Annotated in this window: 15 protein-coding genes; 3 read left to right on the forward strand and 12 right to left on the reverse strand. The window is 72.4% G+C overall.

Going from position 1 to position 19,731, the window contains the following annotated elements:
• Positions 1 to 407 precede the first annotated feature (407 nt).
• On the reverse strand, positions 408 to 1,415 hold the full coding sequence (locus ACZ7DE_RS14790; protein WP_470761122.1) for a stage II sporulation protein M: 1,008 nt from the start codon (positions 1,413 to 1,415) through the stop codon (positions 408 to 410).
• 130 nt (positions 1,416 to 1,545) lie between these two features.
• Between ACZ7DE_RS14790 and ACZ7DE_RS14795 the strand changes: the two genes are divergently transcribed.
• A complete protein-coding gene (locus tag ACZ7DE_RS14795; RefSeq protein WP_470761124.1) occupies positions 1,546 to 2,616 on the forward strand; it encodes an RDD family protein in 1,071 nt (356 codons plus the stop codon).
• Here the strand turns inward: ACZ7DE_RS14795 and ACZ7DE_RS14800 are convergent.
• From ACZ7DE_RS14800 to ACZ7DE_RS14835, 8 genes are all read right to left on the reverse strand, one after another.
• Complete coding sequence (locus tag ACZ7DE_RS14800; RefSeq protein WP_470761126.1) at positions 2,613 to 3,248, reverse strand: hypothetical protein; 636 nt, start codon at positions 3,246 to 3,248, stop codon at positions 2,613 to 2,615. The two genes, ACZ7DE_RS14795 and ACZ7DE_RS14800, sit on opposite strands and share 4 nt — an antisense overlap.
• Before the next feature lie 221 nt (positions 3,249 to 3,469).
• Complete coding sequence (gene ahcY, locus ACZ7DE_RS14805; RefSeq protein ID WP_470761128.1) at positions 3,470 to 4,927, reverse strand: adenosylhomocysteinase; 1,458 nt, start codon at positions 4,925 to 4,927, stop codon at positions 3,470 to 3,472.
• 341 nt (positions 4,928 to 5,268) lie between these two features.
• Positions 5,269 to 6,249 carry a cation diffusion facilitator family transporter gene (locus tag ACZ7DE_RS14810; RefSeq protein ID WP_470761130.1) on the reverse strand — a complete coding sequence of 327 codons (981 nt, stop codon included), beginning with the start codon at positions 6,247 to 6,249 and terminating at the stop codon, positions 5,269 to 5,271.
• Between the two features lie 125 nt (positions 6,250 to 6,374).
• Positions 6,375 to 7,526, reverse strand: a complete 1,152-nt coding sequence (gene manA, locus ACZ7DE_RS14815; RefSeq protein ID WP_470761132.1) for a mannose-6-phosphate isomerase, class I — start codon at positions 7,524 to 7,526, stop codon at positions 6,375 to 6,377.
• Between the two features lie 73 nt (positions 7,527 to 7,599).
• On the reverse strand, positions 7,600 to 8,733 hold the full coding sequence (locus tag ACZ7DE_RS14820; RefSeq protein WP_470761134.1) for an SIS domain-containing protein: 1,134 nt from the start codon (positions 8,731 to 8,733) through the stop codon (positions 7,600 to 7,602).
• 220 nt (positions 8,734 to 8,953) lie between these two features.
• Positions 8,954 to 9,124 carry a Trm112 family protein gene (locus tag ACZ7DE_RS14825; RefSeq protein WP_356247155.1) on the reverse strand — a complete coding sequence of 57 codons (171 nt, stop codon included), beginning with the start codon at positions 9,122 to 9,124 and terminating at the stop codon, positions 8,954 to 8,956.
• A gap of 275 nt (positions 9,125 to 9,399) precedes the next feature.
• Positions 9,400 to 10,764 carry a phosphomannomutase/phosphoglucomutase gene (locus tag ACZ7DE_RS14830; protein WP_470761136.1) on the reverse strand — a complete coding sequence of 455 codons (1,365 nt, stop codon included), beginning with the start codon at positions 10,762 to 10,764 and terminating at the stop codon, positions 9,400 to 9,402.
• A gap of 428 nt (positions 10,765 to 11,192) precedes the next feature.
• Positions 11,193 to 11,615: a DUF3499 domain-containing protein gene (locus tag ACZ7DE_RS14835; RefSeq protein ID WP_187826098.1), complete on the reverse strand. Its 423-nt coding sequence runs from the start codon at positions 11,613 to 11,615 to the stop codon at positions 11,193 to 11,195.
• A 295-nt stretch (positions 11,616 to 11,910) separates the two neighbouring features.
• Between ACZ7DE_RS14835 and ACZ7DE_RS14840 the strand changes: the two genes are divergently transcribed.
• Positions 11,911 to 12,360, forward strand: coding sequence for a metallopeptidase family protein (locus ACZ7DE_RS14840; RefSeq protein WP_470762005.1), 450 nt, complete (start codon positions 11,911 to 11,913; stop codon positions 12,358 to 12,360).
• 52 nt (positions 12,361 to 12,412) lie between these two features.
• Here the strand turns inward: ACZ7DE_RS14840 and ACZ7DE_RS14845 are convergent, their stop codons facing one another.
• The 3 genes from ACZ7DE_RS14845 to ACZ7DE_RS14855 form a co-directional block, all read right to left on the reverse strand.
• Positions 12,413 to 13,960, reverse strand: a complete 1,548-nt coding sequence (locus ACZ7DE_RS14845; protein WP_470761138.1) for a DUF5719 family protein — start codon at positions 13,958 to 13,960, stop codon at positions 12,413 to 12,415.
• A complete protein-coding gene (locus ACZ7DE_RS14850) occupies positions 13,957 to 17,643 on the reverse strand; it encodes a glycosyltransferase family 2 protein (RefSeq protein WP_470761140.1) in 3,687 nt (1,228 codons plus the stop codon). The genes ACZ7DE_RS14845 and ACZ7DE_RS14850 overlap by 4 nt, the downstream gene beginning before the upstream one ends.
• Before the next feature lie 264 nt (positions 17,644 to 17,907).
• Entirely contained in the window at positions 17,908 to 18,177 is a 270-nt protein-coding gene (locus tag ACZ7DE_RS14855) for a WhiB family transcriptional regulator (protein ID WP_020128551.1), read from the reverse strand.
• A 732-nt stretch (positions 18,178 to 18,909) separates the two neighbouring features.
• Between ACZ7DE_RS14855 and ACZ7DE_RS14860 the strand changes: the two genes are divergently transcribed.
• The gene (locus ACZ7DE_RS14860) at positions 18,910 to 19,461 is read left to right on the forward strand and encodes a cysteine dioxygenase (RefSeq protein WP_470761143.1); all 552 of its coding nucleotides are present in this window, start codon (positions 18,910 to 18,912) and stop codon (positions 19,459 to 19,461) included.
• Positions 19,462 to 19,731 lie beyond the last annotated feature (270 nt).

Consider the following 19,731-nt stretch of genomic DNA (forward strand, 5'->3'; position numbering starts at 1 on the left):
CGCTGTTGAGTTCTCAAGGAACGGACGCTTCCTTTGTACTCACCCGAACTTCTTCGGGCTTTCCTCCGGGCGCTTCCCTTCGGTCTTGCGTTTCCGACTCTATCAGATCCTTTTCCGATCCGATTTCCTCGGTGCTTTCCAGGTTCCCGCTTTTTCTGCGGTTCCCTTTCCGGCGGTTCCGACTTTATCAGAAGTCTCCGGCCGGTTTGACCGGCCATTCACTTTCCGACTTATCGGGGGGCCTCGATGGAATCTGTGATTCGAGAGGCCGACTAGATCCTAACCGCTGCCGACCGGACTGCGTCCAGTTCCAGGCAACTGTTCGAATCTACCTCCCCACGCGCTCCGTGTCAACGGCTTTTGCGGGGCGAAGAGGAGACTAGCAGTTGATCGGGGCCGATCGCACATCAGGCGGCGGTGGGCACCGTGGCGCTGCGTTCGGCCGCTTCGACGTCCCCTGTGTCCCCTGCCCGGGCGGCCCTGCCGCCGAGGACGTAGATGTAGGCGAGGAAGGCCAGTTCGGCGGTGATGCCGACGGTGATGCGGGCCCAAGTGGGCAGGCCCGAGGGGGTGACGAAGCCTTCGATGGCACCGGAGACGAAGAGCACCAGGGCGAGGCCGATCGCCATGCCCACAGCGGCTCGGCCCTCTTCGGCCAGGGCGGTGCGGCGGGAGCGGGGGCCCGGGTCGATGACGGTCCAGCCCAGGCGGAGTCCGGTGCCCGCGGCGACGAAGACGGCCGTCAGCTCGAGCAGGCCGTGGGGAAGGACGAGCCCGAGGAACGTGTCGAGTCTGCCTGCCGAGGACATCAGGCCGGCGCCAATGCCGAGATTGAGCATGTTCTGGAAGAGGATCCAGAGGACCGGCAGGCCCAGGAAGACGCCCAGGACCAGGCACATCGCGGCGGCCTGCGCGTTGTTCGTCCACACCTGGGCGGCGAACGCCGCTGCCTGGTGGCTCGAGTAGTACGTCTCGTAGAGGCCGCCGGGCCGGGTGAGCTCACGCAGTTCGTCGGGAGCGGCTATCGAGGACTGGACTGCCGGGTGTGTTCCGATCCACCACCCCAGGAGAGCGGCGACGGTCGTGGAGAGCAACGCGGTCGGTACCCACCAGTGCCGTGACCTGTAGACCGCGGCCGGGAAGCCCTGCGTCAGGAACCTCGTCACGTCGCGCCAGGAGGCGCGGCGTGTGCCTGTCACCGCACTGCGCGCGCGTGCCACGAGTTGGGTGAGGCGGCCGGTGAGCTGCGGGTCGGGGGCGCTGGACTGGATCAGGGAGAGATGGGTGGCGGTGCGCTGGTAGAGGGTGACGAGTTCGTCTGTCTCGGCGCCGTTGAGGTGGCGCTGGCGGCGTACCAGGGCGTCGAGGCGGTCCCACTCGGCTCGGTGGGCGGAGACGAAGACGTCCAGGTCCATCGGTGTGCCTGCTCCTCGGCTGTTCGTCAGCGGCCGGTGGTGGATGTCAGCTTGTCCTACTGCGGCGCGATGTGCCCTCAGCTTGGCAGACTGGCCGTTCTCGGGGCAGGCCAGGGAAGGGACGACACGCGTGAGTGAGCTGGTGACGGGTGAGGCGGTGGCGTTGGAGCTGCGGCCTGCCAGGCTGCCCAGCCGGGCTTTGGCCACGCTGCTGGATCTGCTCGTGGCGGTCGTGGTCTACCTCGTGGTGAGCATTGCCGTGTTGGCGGCGACGGCGTCCTTGGACGAGGCGGCGCAGGTCGCGCTGTCGATCGCCACGTTCCTGCTGGTGCTGGTGGGTGGTCCGATCGCGGTGGAGACGCTCAGTCACGGAAGGTCGCTGGGCAAGTCGGCGTGCGGGCTGCGGGTGGTGCGGGACGACGGTGGGCCGATCCGGTTCCGGCATGCGCTGGTGCGGGGGGCGATAGGTGTGGTCGAGATTCTGCTGACGATCGGGGTGGTGGCCTGTATCGCCTCGCTGGTGTCGGCCCGGGGGCGACGGCTCGGTGATGTCTTCGCCGGGACGTTGGTGGTGCGCGAGCGGGTTCCCGCGGTGCGGTCCGGTTTCGTGCCGCCGCCTCCGCCTTGGCTGGCGGGACGGTTTCAGGGGCTCGATCTTTCCGGGGTGCCGGACGGGCTGTGGTTGGCGGTCCGGCAGTACCTGGGGCGGATGAATCAGCTGGATCCGCAGGTCGGCTGGGCGATGGCGGAACGGCTGGCCGGTGATCTGGCGGCGTGTACGGGGGCTCCGGTTCCGCAGGGAGTGCCGCCGGCCGCGTTCCTGGCGGCGGTGGTGCAGGAGCGGCAGGTCCGGGAGGCGCGGCGGGTCTTCGCAGGCGGCGGCCCGGGGGTCGGACGGGCGGCGGGTGACGGAGGAAGCGGGACTGGGGGCCTGGCGGCTGGACCCTACGGCCCGCAGGGCTCGTACCGACCGCCGGCGCCGTATGCGCCGACGACGGCCTACGAACCGCCGTCGCCGTACGGACAGCCGGCGCCCTCCGGACAGCCGGCGTCCCATGGACCGGCCGCGGCCTCCGGACCGTCGGCTTCGTCCGGGCCCCCTGCGCCGGCCGCGCCGACGGCCTCGTCCGGGTCCGCTGGTGGGCAAGAGGCCGGTGATCGGTCCGAGGGGGCTGCCACGGGGTTCGTGCCGCCGGCTTAGGCCTGGCCGGGGGCGGGTCGGTCGAACGTCGACGGGGGTGTCTCGAGGTCCTCCAGCTCGATGCCGGGGGCCGCGAGGACGACGTCTCCGGCGATGTGGACGGTGTGCTGTTCGCCGGTGTCCAGGGCTGTGACCTGGTATTCGTCCACGGTCAGGGGGCCGTTGTCAGTGGCGTGTGCTTCTCTTTTCCGCAAGGCCCAGGACTGGTCCACGGTGCGGGGGGCGAGGACCGGATCCGTGAAGGCGACGAGGCGGACGCGGGTTGCCGAAGAGGAGGGGGTCAGGCGTAGGAGCCGGGTGGTCGCGATGAGGAAGGCGGGGGATGTGCCGGTGAAGGAATGGGCGGGGACGTTGCCTTCCGTGGCCTCGGCGCCGGTGGGGTCGGTGCGGACCCAGGTGACGCCGTCCAGGGCTGCGCCGCGTACCTGCCAGCTGCTCGCGTGGAGTTCGAGGCGGAGGGGGCGGCCGAGATCGTCGAGGGTGAGGTCGACGGAACCGGTGTGATCGCCGGTGGGGGTGGTCAGCTGGGAGACGTATCGCCAGCCGGCGGGCCCGGGGGCGCACTGGAAGTGCTCGTGGGCGAAGGGGGTGTGATCGTGCGGATCGTGGAGCGAATAGCGGCCGCGGGGCATCGGGGTCCTGGGGTGTGACGGGCCGGCTGGTCCGATCTGATCCGGTCCGGTCCCGTCCGTTCCGTCGTCTCGGCGGGTGGGATGGCGGCCGGTTCCGGCCGTGGGCCGAAGGGGCAGGCCCCCGGCACGGGGGTGCGGGGGCCTGCCTCGGAGGACCTGCCTGCTGCTGAGGGGCGGCGCGTCAGTGGACGGACGTGCTCCTCAGCGGGTGGGCTGCGGACTCAGTAGCGGTAGTGGTCCGACTTGTAGGGGCCGTCGACCTCGACGCCGATGTAGGCGGCCTGCTCGGGGCGCAGCGTGGTCAGCTTGACGCCGAGCGCGTCGAGGTGGAGGCGGGCGACCTTCTCGTCGAGGTGCTTGGGCAGCGTGTAGACGCCGGTCGGGTACTCGTCGGGCTTGGTGAAGAGCTCGATCTGGGCCAGGGTCTGGTCGGCGAACGAGTTCGACATCACGAACGAGGGGTGGCCGGTGGCGTTGCCCAGGTTCAGCAGGCGGCCCTCGGACAGCACGATGATGACCTTGCCGTCGGGGAACTTCCAGGTGTGGACCTGCGGCTTGACCTCGTCCTTGACGATGCCGGGGATCTTCGCGAGGCCGAGCATGTCGATCTCGTTGTCGAAGTGACCGATGTTCCCGACGATGGCCTGGTGCTTCATCCTGGCCATGTCCGAGGCCATGATGATGTCCTTGTTGCCGGTCGTGGTGATGAAGATGTCCGCCTTGTCGACGACCTCGTCGAGGGTCGTGACCTGGTAGCCGTCCATCGCCGCCTGCAGTGCGCAGATCGGGTCGATCTCGGTGACGATCACGCGGGCGCCCTGGCCGCGCAGCGACTCCGCGCAGCCCTTGCCCACGTCGCCGTAGCCGCACACGACGGCGGTCTTGCCGCCGATCAGGACGTCGGTGGCCCGGTTGATGCCGTCGATCAGGGAGTGGCGGCAGCCGTACTTGTTGTCGAACTTCGACTTGGTGACGGCGTCGTTGACGTTGATCGCCGGGAACAGCAGGACGCCGTCGCGCTGCATCTCGTACAGACGGTGCACGCCGGTCGTGGTCTCCTCGGTCACGCCGCGGATCTCCGAGGCGAGCTGGGTCCACTTCTGCGAGCCGTCGGTGATGGTGCGGTTGAGGAGTTCGAGGATGACGCGGTGCTCGTCGTTCTCGGCGGTGTCGACCGAGGGGACCTTGCCGTCCTTCTCGTACTCGACGCCCTTGTGGACGAGGAGGGTGGCGTCACCGCCGTCGTCCAGGATCATGTTCGGGCCGCCGGTGGGGCTGTCCGGCCAGGTCAGCGCCTGCTCGGTGCACCACCAGTACTCCTCCAGCGTCTCGCCCTTCCAAGCGAAGACGGGGACGCCCTGGGGGTTGTCGACGGTGCCGTTCGGGCCGACGGCGATGGCGGCGGCCGCGTGGTCCTGGGTGGAGAAGATGTTGCAGGACGCCCAGCGGACACGGGCGCCCAGCGCGACCAGCGTCTCGATCAGCACGGCCGTCTGCACCGTCATGTGCAGGGAGCCGGTGACCCGCGCGCCGGCCAGCGGCTGCGCTTCGGCGTACTCCCTGCGGATCGCCATCAGGCCCGGCATCTCGTGCTCGGCGAGAGTGATCTCCTTGCGGCCGAAATCGGCCAGGGAGAGGTCGGCGACCTTGAAGTCCTGTCGGTTGTCGACAGTCGTCATGGTGAGCTGCTCCTCGGGGGTTGGTTCGAGAGAGTGGATACGGCTGGTCTGCGCGGCGGCGGACACAGGGGTGCCCCAAGGAGGACACAGGCATGCCCGCGTGCGCGCAGCGCAGTCCGTCGGAGGCCCTCTCTCCCTCGGTCGGCCCACACCGGGACCGCCCGACCGCCATCAGCAGCGACGTCTGGCTCCGTTCCAAGCTACACCGCGGGCGCGGGCGGCCCCAGTCCGCGTCCGATCGGATCGCGCCGATCGTGGAGGGCACGGAACGGCGGCAGGACCCGTCGTCGGTGTGCGGCGGGTCCTGTCGGGTGGGCCGGGGGGTGTGGGCCTCAGTGGCCTCAGTGCTCGGCCGGGTGCTGGGAGGGGCCGCCCGGGGTGGCCTCGCGGTCCGGGCCCTTGGCGGCCTCGGCCTCGCTGTAGATGTCGGGCTCGAGGTAGATCACGCGGGCGATCGGGACGGCGGCGCGGATGCGGGCCTCGGCGGCGTTGATGGCGGTGGCGACCTGGGCGGCCGTGTCGTCGTGCTCGACGGCGATCTTGGCGGCGACGAGGAGTTCCTCGGGGCCGAGGTGGAGGGTGCGCATGTGGATGACGCCGGTGACGGTGTCGCCGTCGACGATGGCCGTCTCGATCTTCTTGACCTCTTCCACGCCGGCGGCCTCGCCGAGGAGCAGGGACTTGGTCTCGGAGGCGAGGACGAGGGCGATGAGGACGAGGAGGATGCCGATGCAGACGGTGCCGATGCCGTCCCAGATGCCGTCGCCGGTGAGGATGGCCAGGCCGACGCCGCCGAGGGCGAGGACGAGACCGATCAGCGCGCCGAAGTCCTCGAGGAGGACGACGGGCAGCTCGGGGGCCTTGGCGCGGCGGATGAACTGCGACCAGGAGAGCTTGCCGCGCAGTTCGTTGGACTCCTTGATGGCGGTGCGGAAGGAGTAGCCCTCGGCGATGATCGCGAAGACGAGGACGCCGACCGGCCAGTACCAGTGCTCCAGCTCGTGCGGGTGCTTGATCTTCTCGTAGCCCTCGTAGATGGCGAACATGCCGCCGACCGAGAACAGGACGATGGAGACGAGGAAGGCGTAGATGTAGCGCTCACGGCCGTAGCCGAAGGGGTGTTGCGGGGTCGCGTCGCGCTGGGCCTTCTTGCCGCCGATGAGGAGCAGGGCCTGGTTTCCGGAGTCGGCGAGGGAGTGCACGCCCTCGGCGAGCATGGACGACGAGCCGCTGAACGCGAACGCCACGAACTTAGATGCCGCGATCGCGAGATTGGCGCCGAGTGCCGCCACGATCGCCCTGGTGCCGCCTGACGCGCTCATGTGTTCGCGTTGTCCCTTCGCCTTCGTACGACCGGTTCGCCGTGCAGGGCTTTGCCCGTACTTTGCCGGTGGGTCATTCTTGCAGCCCGTTCCGGCGACGGCGTTTCAGGTATCCACAAGCGTGGTCAGACAATCACCGTGGCCCGGAAGAGCGTGCCGGCGCCGGACGCCTCGGCCTTGTCGGAGGCGGGGACGAACACCGATTGGCCGGGGGTGAGTTCGTGTTCGCCCGCGCGGACCGTGCCCGCCGTGCAGAGCAGGATCTGCGGGGTGTCGCTGGTGAGGTCGTGGGCGGCGCCGCCCTCCGGGAGGACGTAGCGGGACAGGCGGAACTCGTCGATGGGGGTCTCGTAGACCTCTTCGCCGTCGGGTGAGGCCTCGGGGCGCAGGACTGCGGGGTCGCCGGGTTCGAAGCGGACGACGCGCAGGAGTTCGGGGACGTCGACGTGTTTGGGGGTCAGGCCGCAGCGCAGGACGTTGTCGGAGTTGGCCATGATCTCGACGCCGAGGCCGCTGAGGTAGGCGTGGGGGATGCCGGCGCCGAGGAACAGCGCTTCGCCGGGCTGGAGTCGGATGTGGTTCAGCAGCATGGCGGCGATGACGCCGGGGTCGCCGGGGTAGTGGTGGGCGATGCCGGCGTAGGGGGCGTAGTCGCCGCCGAGGCGGTCGCAGGCGGCCGCGGCCTCGGCGACGGTGTGGGCGGTCTCCTCGCGGTCGGCGGTGAGGATCGCGGTGAGGACCTCGCGCAGGGCGGCGTCCTCCGGGCGGGCGTGCAGGAGGTCGACGTACGGCTTGAGCGAGTCGACGCCGAGGCCGTCGAGGAGGTCGGCGGCGTGGGCCGGGGCGCGGAAGCCGCAGAGGCCGTCGAACTCGGTGAGGGCGCAGATGAGTTCGGGCTTGTGGTTGGCGTCCTTGTAGTTGCGGTGCGGGGCGTCGGCGGGGACGCCGCGGCGCTCTTCGTCCTCGTAACCCTGTTCGGCCTGTGCCAGGTCGGGGTGGACCTGGAGGGAGAGGGGGGCGCCGGCGGCGAGGAGTTTGAGGAGGAAGGGCAGGCGGGGTCCGAACCTGGCGACGGTGCGTTCGCCGAGTTCGCGTCGCGGGTCGGCGTCGATCACCTCGACGAGGGTGCCGCGGCCGGTGCGTGAGGGGGCTCCGGGGTGGGCGCCCATCCACATCTCGGCCTGCGGCTCGCCGGTGGGCGGGGTGCCGAGCAGGTGCGGGATCGCGGTGGGGGAACCCCAGGCGTAGGGGCGGACGGTGTTGTCGAGGCGGTCCATGCGGTTCTCTCTGCCTGCCCTGGTGTCGGTCGTCGGGCGCTCGGCCTCGGTCGGCGGGCGGTCGGTGGTCGGATCAGGTCCCTGAGGCGAGCGCCAGGTAGACGGCGGCGAAGTCCGTGGTGGCGATCAGTTCGGCGAGGGTGACGAGTTCGTCGCCCTCTTCGGGCTCGAGTTCGCTGATCGGCGTGTCGTGGCCGAGGGCCAGCTCGCGGGCGGCCGGGGCGGCGGTGAGGCCGCCGATGGGACGGTCGCGCAGCAGCACCACGCGCGCGTGCAGGGCGGGGGCTTCCTCGACGCGGTCGCGGAAGAAGTCGTCCGGGTCGGCGCCGGCGGCCAGGGGGCCGGCGAGGAGGGCGCTGTGTTCGGCGAGGGCCTCGGGGAGTTCGGCGACGAGGGCGGGGCGGCCTGCGAGTTCGGCGAGGGCGGCGGCGAAACGGCGGCCGGCGGGGCCGGCGGAGGTGCCTTCGGTCCAGATCACGGGGAGGGCGTCGGCGAGTTCGCCGGCCAGGGTCTTCGCCGGGTTGCTGTAGGTGGCGACGGCGGGGCCGCAGCGTTCGGCGACCTGGTCGAGCCGGTCGGCGACCTTCTCGATCGCCTCGGGCGGGGCGGAGAGCAGGGCGACGCGGTCCAGGAGGGCGAGGAAGGGGGTCAGCAGGGCCCACAGGACGCCGGGGGCGGAGGCGGCGACGGGGGGCTGCTCGTCCTGTTCGTAGGGGGCGGTCGCCAGGGGGACGAACAGGCCGTGGGCAGCGTCGGCCGCTTCGGTGAGCGGGGAGCGGGCGGGGGCGACGGCGGCGACGGAGCAGCCGCGGCGGTAGGCCTGCTCGGCGAGGAGGGAGAGGCCGGGTTCGCTGCCGTCGGGGGTGGCGATGAGGAGGAGGTCGACGGAGCCGGCCCAGCCGGGGAGTTCCCAGCGCAGGGCGCCCGCGGCGGGGGCGACGCCGGTGGGCGCCAGGCGGATGACGGGGCAGGCGGCGCCGGCGAGGGTGCCGAGGAGGTCGGCGACGCAGACGGCGGCGGCGCCGGGGCCCGCGATGAGGATCGCGCGGGGGCGGCCGTCCGGTTTGAGGTCGTGGACGCCGGCCTCGGCGGCGTGCCGGGCGGCGGTGCGGACGCGGGCGCCGGCTTCGGCCGCGCCGCGCAGGAGTGCTCGGTGGTCGGCCTCGGCGAGGGCTTCCGGCGTGTCGAGCAGCGAGTCGTCGAGCATGGCGGCAGTCTCCGATCGCCCCGGGGGCGTCGTCGGTGTGCGGGGCCGGGGGTGGGGCGCGTGCGGGGAGGCTGCGGGGTGGGGCGGGGGCCTGGGGGGGGCCGTTCCTGCTGCTCCCTGCGGTGCGTGGTCGCCCGGGTGGGGTGGTGCCTGACGGTGGTGCTGGCATCGGGCGGGTGGGGCCGGGGGCCCGGGGCCGATGCCGGGGGCGGCTGCGCGGCTACGCGGGGTGGCGGGCCTCGTCGACGAGGAGGACGGGGATGCCGTCGCGGACGGGGTACGCCAGGCCGCAGTCCTGACCCGTGCAGATCAGCTCGGCGTCCTGCTCCTTGAGGGGGGCGTGGCAGGCGGGGCAGGCGAGGATCTCCAGGAGGCCGGCTTCGAGCGGCATGGGGTGTCCCTTCGGGGTGGGCCGGTGTGCGTCCGGGGTGTGCGGAGCGGGTTGTCGTGGGGTGTGCGGTTGTGCCTGGTCAGGGTACCGCTGGTGGGGGTGGGGCGCGGGGGGTTGGGAGGGACGCCGTGGGGTCGGGCGGGGCGGGGGCCGGCGGTCGGCGCGTCGGGGTCGCGTCGGGGTGGGGCGTCGCGGGCCGCGCCCCCGCCGCACACCCCGGCGCGCCTGCGCCTTCACGCTCCTCGGGGCTTGCCCTGCGGGGCTGCTCGGGGCGTTCAGGCTCGGATGATCGCTAGCGCCTCGTCGCGGATCTTGATCATCGTCGGTTCGTCTCGGGCTTCCGCGTTGAGACGCAGGAGGGGTTCGGTGTTGGAGGGGCGGACGTTGAACCACCAGTCGGCGGACGAGACGGTGAGGCCGTCGAGTTCGTCCAGGGTGACGTCCTCGCGGTCGCCGTAGGCCGCCTTGATCGCGGCGATGCGGTCGGCCTGGTCGGCGACCGTGGAGTTGATCTCACCGGAGCCGGTGTAGCGGTCGTACTCCGCGACGAGGCCCGACAGGGGGCCCTGCTGACCGCCCAGGGCCGCCAGGACGTGGAGGGCGGCGAGCATGCCGGTGTCGGCGTTCCAGAAGTCCTTGAAGTAGTAGTGCGCGGAGTGCTCGCCTCCGAAGATCGCGCCGGAGCGGGCCATCTCCGCCTTGATGAAGGAGTGGCCGACGCGGGTGCGGACGGCGGTGCCGCCGTTCTCCCGCACGACCTCCGGGACGCTCCAGGAGGTGATCAGGTTGTGGATGACCGTGCCGTTGCCGCCGTTGCGCGCGAGTTCGCGGACGGCCACCAGGGCGGTGATCGCGGACGGGGACACCGGCTCGCCGCGCTCGTCGACGACGAAGCAGCGGTCGGCGTCGCCGTCGAAGGCGAGGCCGAGGTCGGCGCCCTCTTCGCGGACCCGCTTCTGGAGGTCCACGAGGTTCGCCGGGTCCAGCGGGTTGGCCTCGTGGTTGGGGAAGGTGCCGTCCAGTTCGAAGTACAGGGGGACGACGGTCAGGGGGAGGCCCTCGAAGACCGTGGGGACGGTGTGCCCGCCCATGCCGTTGCCCGCGTCGACCACGACCTTCAGGGGGCGGATGGAGGTCAGGTCGACGAGTGCGCGCAGGTGCGCCGCGTAGTCGTTCAACGTGTCGGTCCGCGAGATCGTTCCCGGCTCGGGGGCGGCGTCGGGTGCGCCCGTCCGTGTCCATCGCTCGACCAGTTCGCGGATCTCCGTCAGGCCGGTGTCCTGGCCTACCGGGGCCGCTCCCGCGCGGCACAGCTTGATGCCGTTGTACCGGGCCGGGTTGTGCGAGGCGGTGAACATCGCTCCGGGCAGGTCCAGCGCGCCGGAGGCGTAGTACAGCTGGTCCGTCGAGCACAGGCCGATCTGGGTGACGTGGACGCCGAGTGCCGCCGCGCCGCGTGCGAAGGCGCCGCTGAGGCCCGGCGAGGAGGGGCGCATGTCGTGGCCGACGACGATCGCCTCGGCGCCGGTGACCCGGGCGAAGGCCGCCCCGAAGAGTGCGGCCAGTGACTCGTCCCACTGGTCCGGGACCACCCCGCGTACGTCGTACGCCTTCACGATCTGTGACAGATCAGCAGCCACGGCCAACCTTCCTGAAGTTCTGTAGGTCACCACAAACTACCCGGGTCGGTTCCCGGTTCGCTGTGGGGCCGCCGAGCGGAACCGCAGAGGTCGGCGCGCCATCGGGTCGGGCGGCAGGGGCGCCGGGACCCTCGCGTCGGGCACGCGCGCGTGCGGGACGGCGGCCGGGTCCGGGGGCGCTCGTCAAGGCGACGCTGACGACGGTGAGTTGCGGAGTGGGGGGAGGGCGGCGGGCGCAGGTGCGGTGAGGCGGCGAACCGGTCGGCGGCCGCGGACGGTTCGCGGGCCGGGTGCGGAACTCGCGTGTCCGAGCGGGCACGTGACCGGAAAGGGATTTCCCGATCGCCGTGACGGACGGAACATCGCGTGCGGCTGCGAGTGAGCCGACGAGTGAACGCCGGACGGGAGAGCCGGGGGCGGGAACCGGCTCAGTTGTCCGGTGAGCGCAGAACGCGCAGGTGGCCGCGGCGCGCGACCTCCATCGGATCCGCCCCACGTCCGCCGCCGCCGGCCCCGGCCGCACGTTCCTGCGGGCGGGCCGCCTCGCGGACGGCGTTGGCAAGCGCTTCCAGGTCATCCCCGCTCGGGCGGGCGGGCGCCGAACCGTCGAGGAGCCGGACGACTTCCCAGCCGCGCGGGGCGGTGAGGCGCTCGGAGTGCTCGGCGCACAGGTCGTAGCAGTGGGGCTCGGCGTAGGTGGCGAGCGGGCCGAGGACCGCGGTCGAGTCGGCGTAGACGTACGTCAGCGTCGCGACGGCGGGTCGGCCGCAGGCGGTGCGCGAACAGCGACGTACAGGGCTCACGACGTTGGACGGTACCGCACTCTTGAGCGGGCCGCGACGACTCTCCACCAGGTCACTCCACCGTGTCGTGTTGTGAAACGCCCCTCGGGCCACTCCAGTCATACCCCGCTGACCTGCGCGAACACCAGACCTTCAGCGGAAGAAGCCATCGAGCCACGGTCATCACTCGGCACAAACGGCATCAATTGCCATGAGTTCGCCGGTCTCGTAGAGATACGGAATCGAGCCCAACCTTGGCTGGAATGGTCATCCTGCGACACGCGGTGAGCGAGGGCCGTCGGTGGCCGGGAAGGCGTGTGGGGGCCGGGCGGCGGGGCGGGACGGGGATTACGCTTCAGTAGTGATGGACAGCCCCGTACCGCCCCCCGCCGCAGGCCCAGGCCCCCGTCGTCGTGATCGCCACGGCCGGGGCATGCGGGGGCCGATCGCGCCGCCGCAGGTGCCGTTGGCCGCCAGCCGAGCCGACGTGTTCGCGGATCTCGTGCAGGACTCCGTGGAACGGCTGGAGCGGCGGTGGCCGCAGCTCGCCGACATCGACTTCATGGTGCTCGAGGTGCCGCGGCTGGACGCGGCCTCCGAGCCGTGGAACGACGAGGCGGTCCCCCTGGGCGGGACGATCCCCGCGCGCGAGGGACGGCGGGCCCGGGTCGTCGTGTACCGGCGGCCCGTCGAGATCCGCACCAAGGGGCGCGACGAGCGGGCCGCATTGGTGCACGAGGTGGTCGTGGAGCAGGTCGCGGAGGTGCTGGGGCTGACCCCGGAGACGGTGGACCCGCGCTACGGCGAGGACTGAGCCCCGCCTCCCTCACGCCCCTCTTTCGGGGGACCTCGACGGCCCTTTCGGGTTACTTCTGCAGCACCGCGACGTCCTCGTCGGCCTGCGGCACCGCCACCGTCCCCCGGTCGTCCGGCAGGGTCTGGATCGTGAAGCCCGGGACGCCCTCCTGAGTGGACGTCAGGGTGCGCGAGGCGTAGACGGGAGTGGCCGTGAGGGGTTCCACGGTCAGGGCGTAGCTGCCCTTCAGGCCGGTGGGGACGGGGAGTTCGACGTCCTGGGTGGTGCCGGCCTTGACCGTGTATGTCCGGGAGACGGCCGTGCCGCCGCCGCTGCCCGGGGACGCGGTGACCTTGACCTTCGCGGCACCCTTGGGCGCGGTCAGGGAGAGGGTGGTGCCCTTGGCGCTGTTGCCGACGGCGGACGCGCGCGTGCCGACGGGCGCGGTGGCGGGGATGAACGCCGACTCCTGGTCGGCGCCCTTGCCGCGCAGGACCCGTACGGCGGCGACGACGGGCGCCGACTGGTCCGTCGGGGTCAGCAGCAGGGAGCCGGCCTCCCCGCGGGTGACGTCACCCAGGTCGACCGAGGTCGTCATGCCCGCCTTGACGTGGATCGTCTCGTGCCCGGCGGGGCTGATCAGACCCGAGGGGGAGGCGAGTTGCACCTTGAGGTCGGCGTCCGCGTCGCCCGGGGCGTAGGCGACGAGTCGGACGGCCGTGGCGTCCTTGGGGATGCCCGGGATGACCTGGGTGGCCGCCGGGTCGGTGGCCGCGGGCAGCCAGTCGCCGCCGAGCTTGTCGTCCAGGGCCTGCACGGCGGCGCCCAGGCGGCCGCTGCGGACGTTGACGTGGACGGTGAGGTCCTCCTGCTTCTCGCCGGTGAGCGTGGACAGCAGGATCGGCTCGCTGGTGCGGCCGGGGACCGTGATGTCCTCCCCCACCGTGGTCGCGAGGGCGCCGTCCTTGCCGTAGAGCTCGATGTCGACCACGGCGGCGGAGTCGTCGGGGTTGGTGAGGTGGACGTAGTCCGTGCGGTCGGGGGCCGTGCTGGCGCCCGGGAACCAGAACTCCGTGTCGGGGGCGGTGCAGGTGAGGCCCTGCAGTCCGCGGCCGCCGCCGGCGGCGACCTCGGTGGTCTGCTGGACGGTCCAGCCGGGCGCGAACCTGCCCTCGGCGGTGCCCAGGAGCGCGGGCGCGTCGCCGCCCGTGGTGGCGCCGACGGCCGGCGTGCCGGGCGCCTTGGGGCTGAGGACGGGCTTCGTGACCGCCTTCTTCCCGCTCGCCTTGTCACCCGCCTTGCCGCCTGTCTTGTCCCCCGTCTTGCCGCTCGCCTTGCCTCCCGCCGTGTCCGCCGACTCCTCGGTGGCGGGGGCGAGTTCGGCCCTGCCGTCGCCGTGGGTGCCCTTGGTGACGGGCGTGAAGGACGTGTACGCCGTCTCGGCGAGGTCGGAGGCGCTGGGCGAGGGGCACAGCAGGCTCGTGCGCTCCACGGGCAGTTCGGCGGCCGCCTTGGCGGTCTCCGGGCCCGAGGCGTCCGGACCGCTGAGCGTCGCGAAGCCGGTGACGGCGGCGAGCGCCGTCGTGCCGGCGATCAGGGACAGGGTCGTGCGGTTCACTGCTGGCTCCCGTCGGGACGCTCGTTGCCGGTGCCGTGGGGGCGCCCGTCCGGGTCGTAGGCGGGGTCGTATCCGCCCTGGCCGTAGGCCGACGGGTCGTAGCCCTGCTGCTGGTAGGTCTGGTCGTACGCCCCCTGCTGCGCCTGGCCGTCGTAGGCGTACGGGTCGTACTGGCCGGCCTGGTAGGGGTCGTAGGACTGCTGGTCGTAGCCGCCCTGCTGGTGCTGCTGGGCTCCCTGGTACTGCTCGTTCGGGTAGCCGCCGTACTCGGCGCCGGCGTAGGTCGGCCGGTCCCAGTCGCCGTAGGACTGCTGCTGCGGGACCGCGGCGGGGGGCTGCTCCTGCGCGGGGGCGGGGAACTCCTCGTCCTGGCCGCTCTCCTGGGTCTCGGCGTCCGCCTCGGCTTCGGCCTGGGCGCGCAGACGGCGCGCGCGGCGGCCCTCCCCGTCGGCGGCCTGGGCGGGCACCGGCTCCTCCTCGGGGAGGTCGTCGTCGACGTCGCGGCGGCGGCCTGGCAGGGCCAGCACGACGAGGACGACGGCGAGCAGGCCCTGCGCCCACAGCCAGGCGGTGTGGGTGAACGGGTCGTCGTAGGTGACGTCCAGCTTTCCGCCGGAGGCGGGGAGTTCGAAGCCCTGGGCCCAGCCGTCGACGGTGGTGGGGGTGAGGGGCTTGCCGTCGAGGGTCGCCGTCCAGCCGTCGTCGGCGGCGTCGGCCAGGCGCAGGACGCGTTCGCCGGAGCCGCCGGGGACGGTGGTGTGGATGTCGACGGGGCCCGCGGCGACGGGGGTCGCCGTGCCCTTGCCGGAGCCGGCGACGACGGCCGCGCGGGACACTTCCTGGTCGACCCGCCACAGGGCGCTGCCGTCCTGCTGGCTGAGCCGCTTCAGGCCGGGCGTGGCGTCCAGGACGCGGGTGGTCTCGCGGGGCGCGCCCTTGTGGACGAGGACGTAGCCCACGGCGAACTTGCCGAGCTGGTCCGCCTGGTCGGCGCCGGAGCCGGCGACGAGGTTGGCGACGACCTTGTCGAGTTGCGCGTTCTCGCCGTTGGCGGCGCTGAGTTCGGCGTCGCCGAGGCGGGCGCCGGATCCGCGGACCAGCATGTAGCCGACGTGGGCGGTGGAGTCGCTGTCGAGGACGAGGGTGCGGGCCTGGTCCCGGTCGCCGGCCTCCTCGGCGACGAACGCGGGCACCTGGACGGGGTCGCGGCGCTCCAGCGGGCCGTCGGCGCCGCCGATCATCCAGCCGGCGGCGACGAGCAGCGGGCCCGCTGCCGAGGCGAAGGCGATGAGCGCGGCGACCGGCTGGCGCCAGCCGAAGCTCTGTTCGGCGACACGCGTGCGTGCCCCGTCGGCGCCGATGACGGCGGCGGCGAGGAGCGCGATGCCGTAGACGAGGGTGGCGGGGCCGGCCCAGGTGGAGTTGTTGGACAGGACCGCGAAGACGAGGCCCACCAGGGCGACGGCCCAGGCCGCCCAGACGCCGAAGTGGCGTTCGGAGCGCAGCAGGCCGGCCAGCGCGGCCAGCACGATGCCGATGAGCATCAGGCCGTCGACGGTGCCGGGGCCGCCGGGGCTGGCGCCGAGCAGGTCCAGCGCGGTGGCGGCCGACGGGCCGTAGTCGAGGCCGGCCTGGGTGAAGAAGCCGAACGGCAGCAGGGACAGCGACCAGGGCGCGAGGATCAGCAGGGGGGTGCCCAGCTGGGCCAGGAAGCGCAGGCCGTAGGCGGTGATGTCGCGGCGGCGCACGGCCAGGACCGCGAGGCCGAGGACGAGGGCGATGGGCCAGACGATCGGCGTGAACGCGGTGGTGATCGTCAGCAGCAGGGTGTACGCCCAGGTGGCGCGCCAGCTGCCGCGGCCGCCGGAGCGCTGCGTCAGACCGCTCGCGGCCACGCCCGCGCGGGCGATGAGCGGCAGCAGGACGGCCAGGACGGCGGTGCCGACGCGGCCGCCCGCGAGGGCGCCGGTCGCGGCGGGCAGGAAGGCGTAGACGACGGCCGCCCACGCGCGCAGGAGGCGCGACTCGACCAGCGGCCGGGAGGCGAAGTAGGCGGTGAGACCGGCCAGCGGGACCGAGCAGACGAGCAGCAGGGTGAGGGCGAGGCCGGTGGAGCCGAGCAGCAGGGTGGCCAGGGTCGCGATGACCGCGAGGTAGGGCGGGGCGGCGGGGGCGCCGCCCACGCCGACCGGATGCCAGGCGTCGGCGTAGCGCGACCACAGCTCGGAGGCGTCGGCCGGGGCGGGCAGCAGGGCGCCCCCCGCGAGGGCGCCGCCGCCGACGAGGTTGCGGCAGGCGACGAGGGAGACGAGCAGGAGGATCAGGAAGAGCACCGGGCCCGGTTTGCGGGCGATGCGCTTGAGGCGGGCGAACTGCTCGATGTCCAGGAAGTCGGCGTCGTCGCCGCCGGGTCCGGACTCGACGGCGCCGCCGTGTCGGCCCGCTCCGGAGACGGCGTCGGGGTCGGAGGAGCCGAAGAAGTCACCGGCCGCCTGCTCGACGGTGGCCCGTACGGTCGCGCCGGGCGGCGGGAACAGGGGGCGCAGTTCGTCCTTGTCGACCGCCGGCTTTCCGCGCCTGCGTCGCCCGGCGATGATCCGCTCGGGGCGCAGCAGGGTGCTCAGCAGGCCGCGGATTTCGTCGAGGGCCTGTCCGGGGACCTTGCCGACGAGGTAGGCGACGGTCCGCAGCAGTGTGCCGAGCACCAGGCGCACCAGGATCCACGGCAGCAGCGCCGTACGGCTGTTGACGAGGAGGGTGTAGACGGCGCCGGCCTTGTCGACCTTGTGCGGGGAGGCGGTGGTGCGGCCCGCGCAGTCGACGGTGCGGCGTTCGCGGGAGGCGGCCTCGGCGTGCCGTACGACGGACTCGGGGGCGATGAGGACGCGGTGGCCGGCGGCGTGCGCACGCCAGCACAGGTCGACGTCGTCCCGCATCAGGGGGAGCCGGCGGTCGAAGCCGCCGAGCCGCTCGAAGACGTCGCGGCGGATCAGCATGCCGGCGGTGGACACGGACAGCACGGACCGGACGTGGTCGTGCTGGCCCTGGTCCTGTTCGCGGCGGTCCAGACCGGTCCAGCGGCGGCCGGAGTGGGCGATGGTGACACCGACCTCGAGGAGCTGGCGGCGGTCGTACCAGCCGCGGAGCTTGGGGCCGACGACGGCCACGTCGTCACGGCCCAGCTCGAGCTCGTTGTCCACCACGCGCAGCAGTTCGGCCAGCGCGGCCGGCTCGGGGGCGCAGTCGTCGTGCAGCAGCCACAGCCACTGGACGGGCTCTCCGTGCGGGAGCTCCGGCAGGTCGTAGGCGTCGTCGCGCCACGTGCGCGTGACGGGGTCCCAGCCGCTGGGGCGCTTGAGGTACGGCAGTTCCTCGGGGGTCAGGACGGGGGCCGTGCGGTTGGCCTCCTCGACGGCCTGGCCGAAGCCGGTGCGGCGGGCGAGGTGCAGGACACGGTCGTCGCCGAGGGCGTCGGTGAGCAGCCGCGCGGAGTCGTCCGAGCTGCCGGTGTCGGCGGCCATGACGGACTGGACGGGGCGCTCCTGGCCGCGCAGCCCGGCGAGCGCGTCGGGCAGCCAGCGGGCGCCGTCGTGGGAGACGATCACCGCGGTCACGACATGACGCGGGAACTCAGGTGTGGCAGCGCTGCCTTGGTGGGCTGCCGTGTGGCTGTGCACGGACATCGAGGTACGGGCCCCGGTTCGCTGGACTGCGGTGGACGCCTGCGCCGCATGGGGGCGGCGGGGTGTCTCGGACGAGCGCCCACACTATCGGCTGGGCAGGACGACGGCCCGCCGCCTGGGGACAACCCACCTGCGACGGGCCGTTCGGACCCTTGTGCCGTGCTGTCGAAATGTCGTGCCGCGCTGTCGAGGCGCCGCGCGGTGCTATCGAGGTGTCGTGCCGTCCTGACGCCCGCCGTCGCGCCCGCCGGGCCCGGACGGTCCTCAGACCGCCGCCTTCTTCAGCCTGCGGCGTTCCCGCTCCGACAGGCCGCCCCAGATGCCGAATCTCTCGTCGTTGGCGAGGGCGTACTCAAGACATTCGGAGCGGACCTCGCAGGCGAGGCAGACCTTCTTGGCCTCGCGGGTGGAGCCGCCCTTCTCGGGGAAGAAGGACTCGGGATCGGTCTGGGCGCACAGCGCGCGCTCCTGCCAGCCGAGTTCCTCGTCCGCGTCGTCGACGTCGACCAGCAGTTGCTGCACCAGCTCGGTCATGTGCGCCCCTCGCTCTGTCTTTCGCGTCCCCGTGACGTGGCCGTTACCGATTTCGGCTGAACGACACGAGTGAAATTACAAGTGTGCTGCTCCGGGCGAGTCAAGCCGAGATCTGCTATTGGGCCCCTTATTCACTCTGCGGAACCAAGGCCATGCGTTTAGTGTTCAAATCGCCATAAACCTCGACACGCAGATGGAGCCCCGGAGGGCCACGGCCCCGCACAGCGCTTGCACGAGGGAGGACGCCCGGAGGTCCGCTCCCGTTGCGGCGCGCGTGCGGAAGCGAACCGGATCACAGTCGGATCACGGGATCGCCACGGGCTCGCGCGCCCGGCTTGTGCGCCATGTGTCCCGGTCACCCCCTGCACAAACCTTTCACCTCCGAGATGAACCGGATGAGGTGAAGCGCGTCCCACATACCGGGTGTCGAGTTGACAGTCCGGGTGTGAACCGGTGTCCTAGTGGGCATGCTCGCGAACTTGGCACTCACCTCGACCGGCTCCGCCGGGTCCCACGGTGCTGCCCGCGCTCGCTGTAGCTGTTGTCGTCGTTCCAGCTGTTGAGCCCAACGCGCTCCGGCTGTACCCGTTGAGTCCACCGCGACTCGGCTGCTGTTTCCCTCCGGCCCACACCAGGGCGCCCCTGTTTCGCCCGTGATCCGGGCGGACGGTCCGCGACACCCAGCCGGTCCCCCACTCCTTCCGCCTCTCCCGCCGAGGAACCACCGCACCCATGAACAGCGACAGCGACCTCCAGATCGCCGGAGACATCCTCGAAGTCCCCCACCTCCTGCAGGCACCGCGCGAGCACCCGGCCACCGTCGCCGAGTTCGTCGGCCTGGCCCGCTCCGTCGCCGCCGACCGCGCCCAGTGGGAGCACCTGGTGCGGTACGACGCGACGTCCCGCTGGTACCACCGGCTGCGCACCGGCCCCGGCTACGAGGTGTGGCTGCTGTCCTGGGTGCCCGGCCAGGGCAGCGGGCCGCACGACCACGGCCGCTCCTGCGGTGTGCTCACCGTGCTCGAGGGGGAGCTGACCGAGCGCACCGAACGCGGCCGGCGGGTGCTCGGTTCCGGGGCGCAGAGGGTGTTCGCGCCGGGGTACGTGCACGACGTCGTCAACGACGCGCTGGAGCCGGCGGTGAGCCTGCACATCTACTTCCCGGGACTGACGGACATGCCGATGCACCCCGACGCACACCTCGGTGCGACCGGCAGCACCCCGATGGCGTGCACGGCCGTGGAGACACCCGGACAGGCGGACGCCGACGCCGTCAGCGCGTAGGCGGAGGGCCGTTCGGCGCGTAGGCGTGGAGGGCCGTTCGGCGCGTAGGGACGGAGGCGGGCCGCGCGCACGGGTGGGAGGCGGAGGCGGGCCGAGCGCACGGGTGGGAGGCGGAGGCGGTCTGCACGCGCGCGTGGGCGCAGGCGGGCCCGCTCACGCGAACAGGCGGACGCGGTCCACCGGGATGGGCGGAGGTGGTCCGCCCGGGCGGGCGGATGCGGTTCGCTCGGGTGGGCGGGCGGGATATCCACAGGCGGGCGGTTGTCCACA

This window comes from Streptomyces sp. NPDC037083 (genome assembly GCF_055606485.1).

What these genes read in the sequence shown, in the direction of transcription:
- ACZ7DE_RS14790 (WP_470761122.1), bottom strand. Translation starts at nt 1,415, where the DNA reads ATGGACCTGGACGTCTTCGTCTCCGCCCACCGAGCCGAGTGGGACCGC.
- ACZ7DE_RS14800 (WP_470761126.1), bottom strand. Translation starts at nt 3,248, where the DNA reads ATGCCCCGCGGCCGCTATTCGCTCCACGATCCGCACGATCACACCCCC.
- ahcY (WP_470761128.1), bottom strand. Translation starts at nt 4,927, where the DNA reads ATGACGACTGTCGACAACCGACAGGACTTCAAGGTCGCCGACCTCTCC.
- ACZ7DE_RS14810 (WP_470761130.1), bottom strand. Translation starts at nt 6,249, where the DNA reads ATGAGCGCGTCAGGCGGCACCAGGGCGATCGTGGCGGCACTCGGCGCC.
- manA (WP_470761132.1), bottom strand. Translation starts at nt 7,526, where the DNA reads ATGGACCGCCTCGACAACACCGTCCGCCCCTACGCCTGGGGTTCCCCC.
- ACZ7DE_RS14820 (WP_470761134.1), bottom strand. Translation starts at nt 8,733, where the DNA reads ATGCTCGACGACTCGCTGCTCGACACGCCGGAAGCCCTCGCCGAGGCC.
- ACZ7DE_RS14825 (WP_356247155.1), bottom strand. Translation starts at nt 9,124, where the DNA reads ATGCCGCTCGAAGCCGGCCTCCTGGAGATCCTCGCCTGCCCCGCCTGC.
- ACZ7DE_RS14840 (WP_470762005.1), top strand. Translation starts at nt 11,911, where the DNA reads ATGGACAGCCCCGTACCGCCCCCCGCCGCAGGCCCAGGCCCCCGTCGT.
- ACZ7DE_RS14850 (WP_470761140.1), bottom strand. Translation starts at nt 17,643, where the DNA reads ATGTCCGTGCACAGCCACACGGCAGCCCACCAAGGCAGCGCTGCCACA.
- ACZ7DE_RS14855 (WP_020128551.1), bottom strand. Translation starts at nt 18,177, where the DNA reads ATGACCGAGCTGGTGCAGCAACTGCTGGTCGACGTCGACGACGCGGAC.
- ACZ7DE_RS14860 (WP_470761143.1), top strand. Translation starts at nt 18,910, where the DNA reads ATGAACAGCGACAGCGACCTCCAGATCGCCGGAGACATCCTCGAAGTC.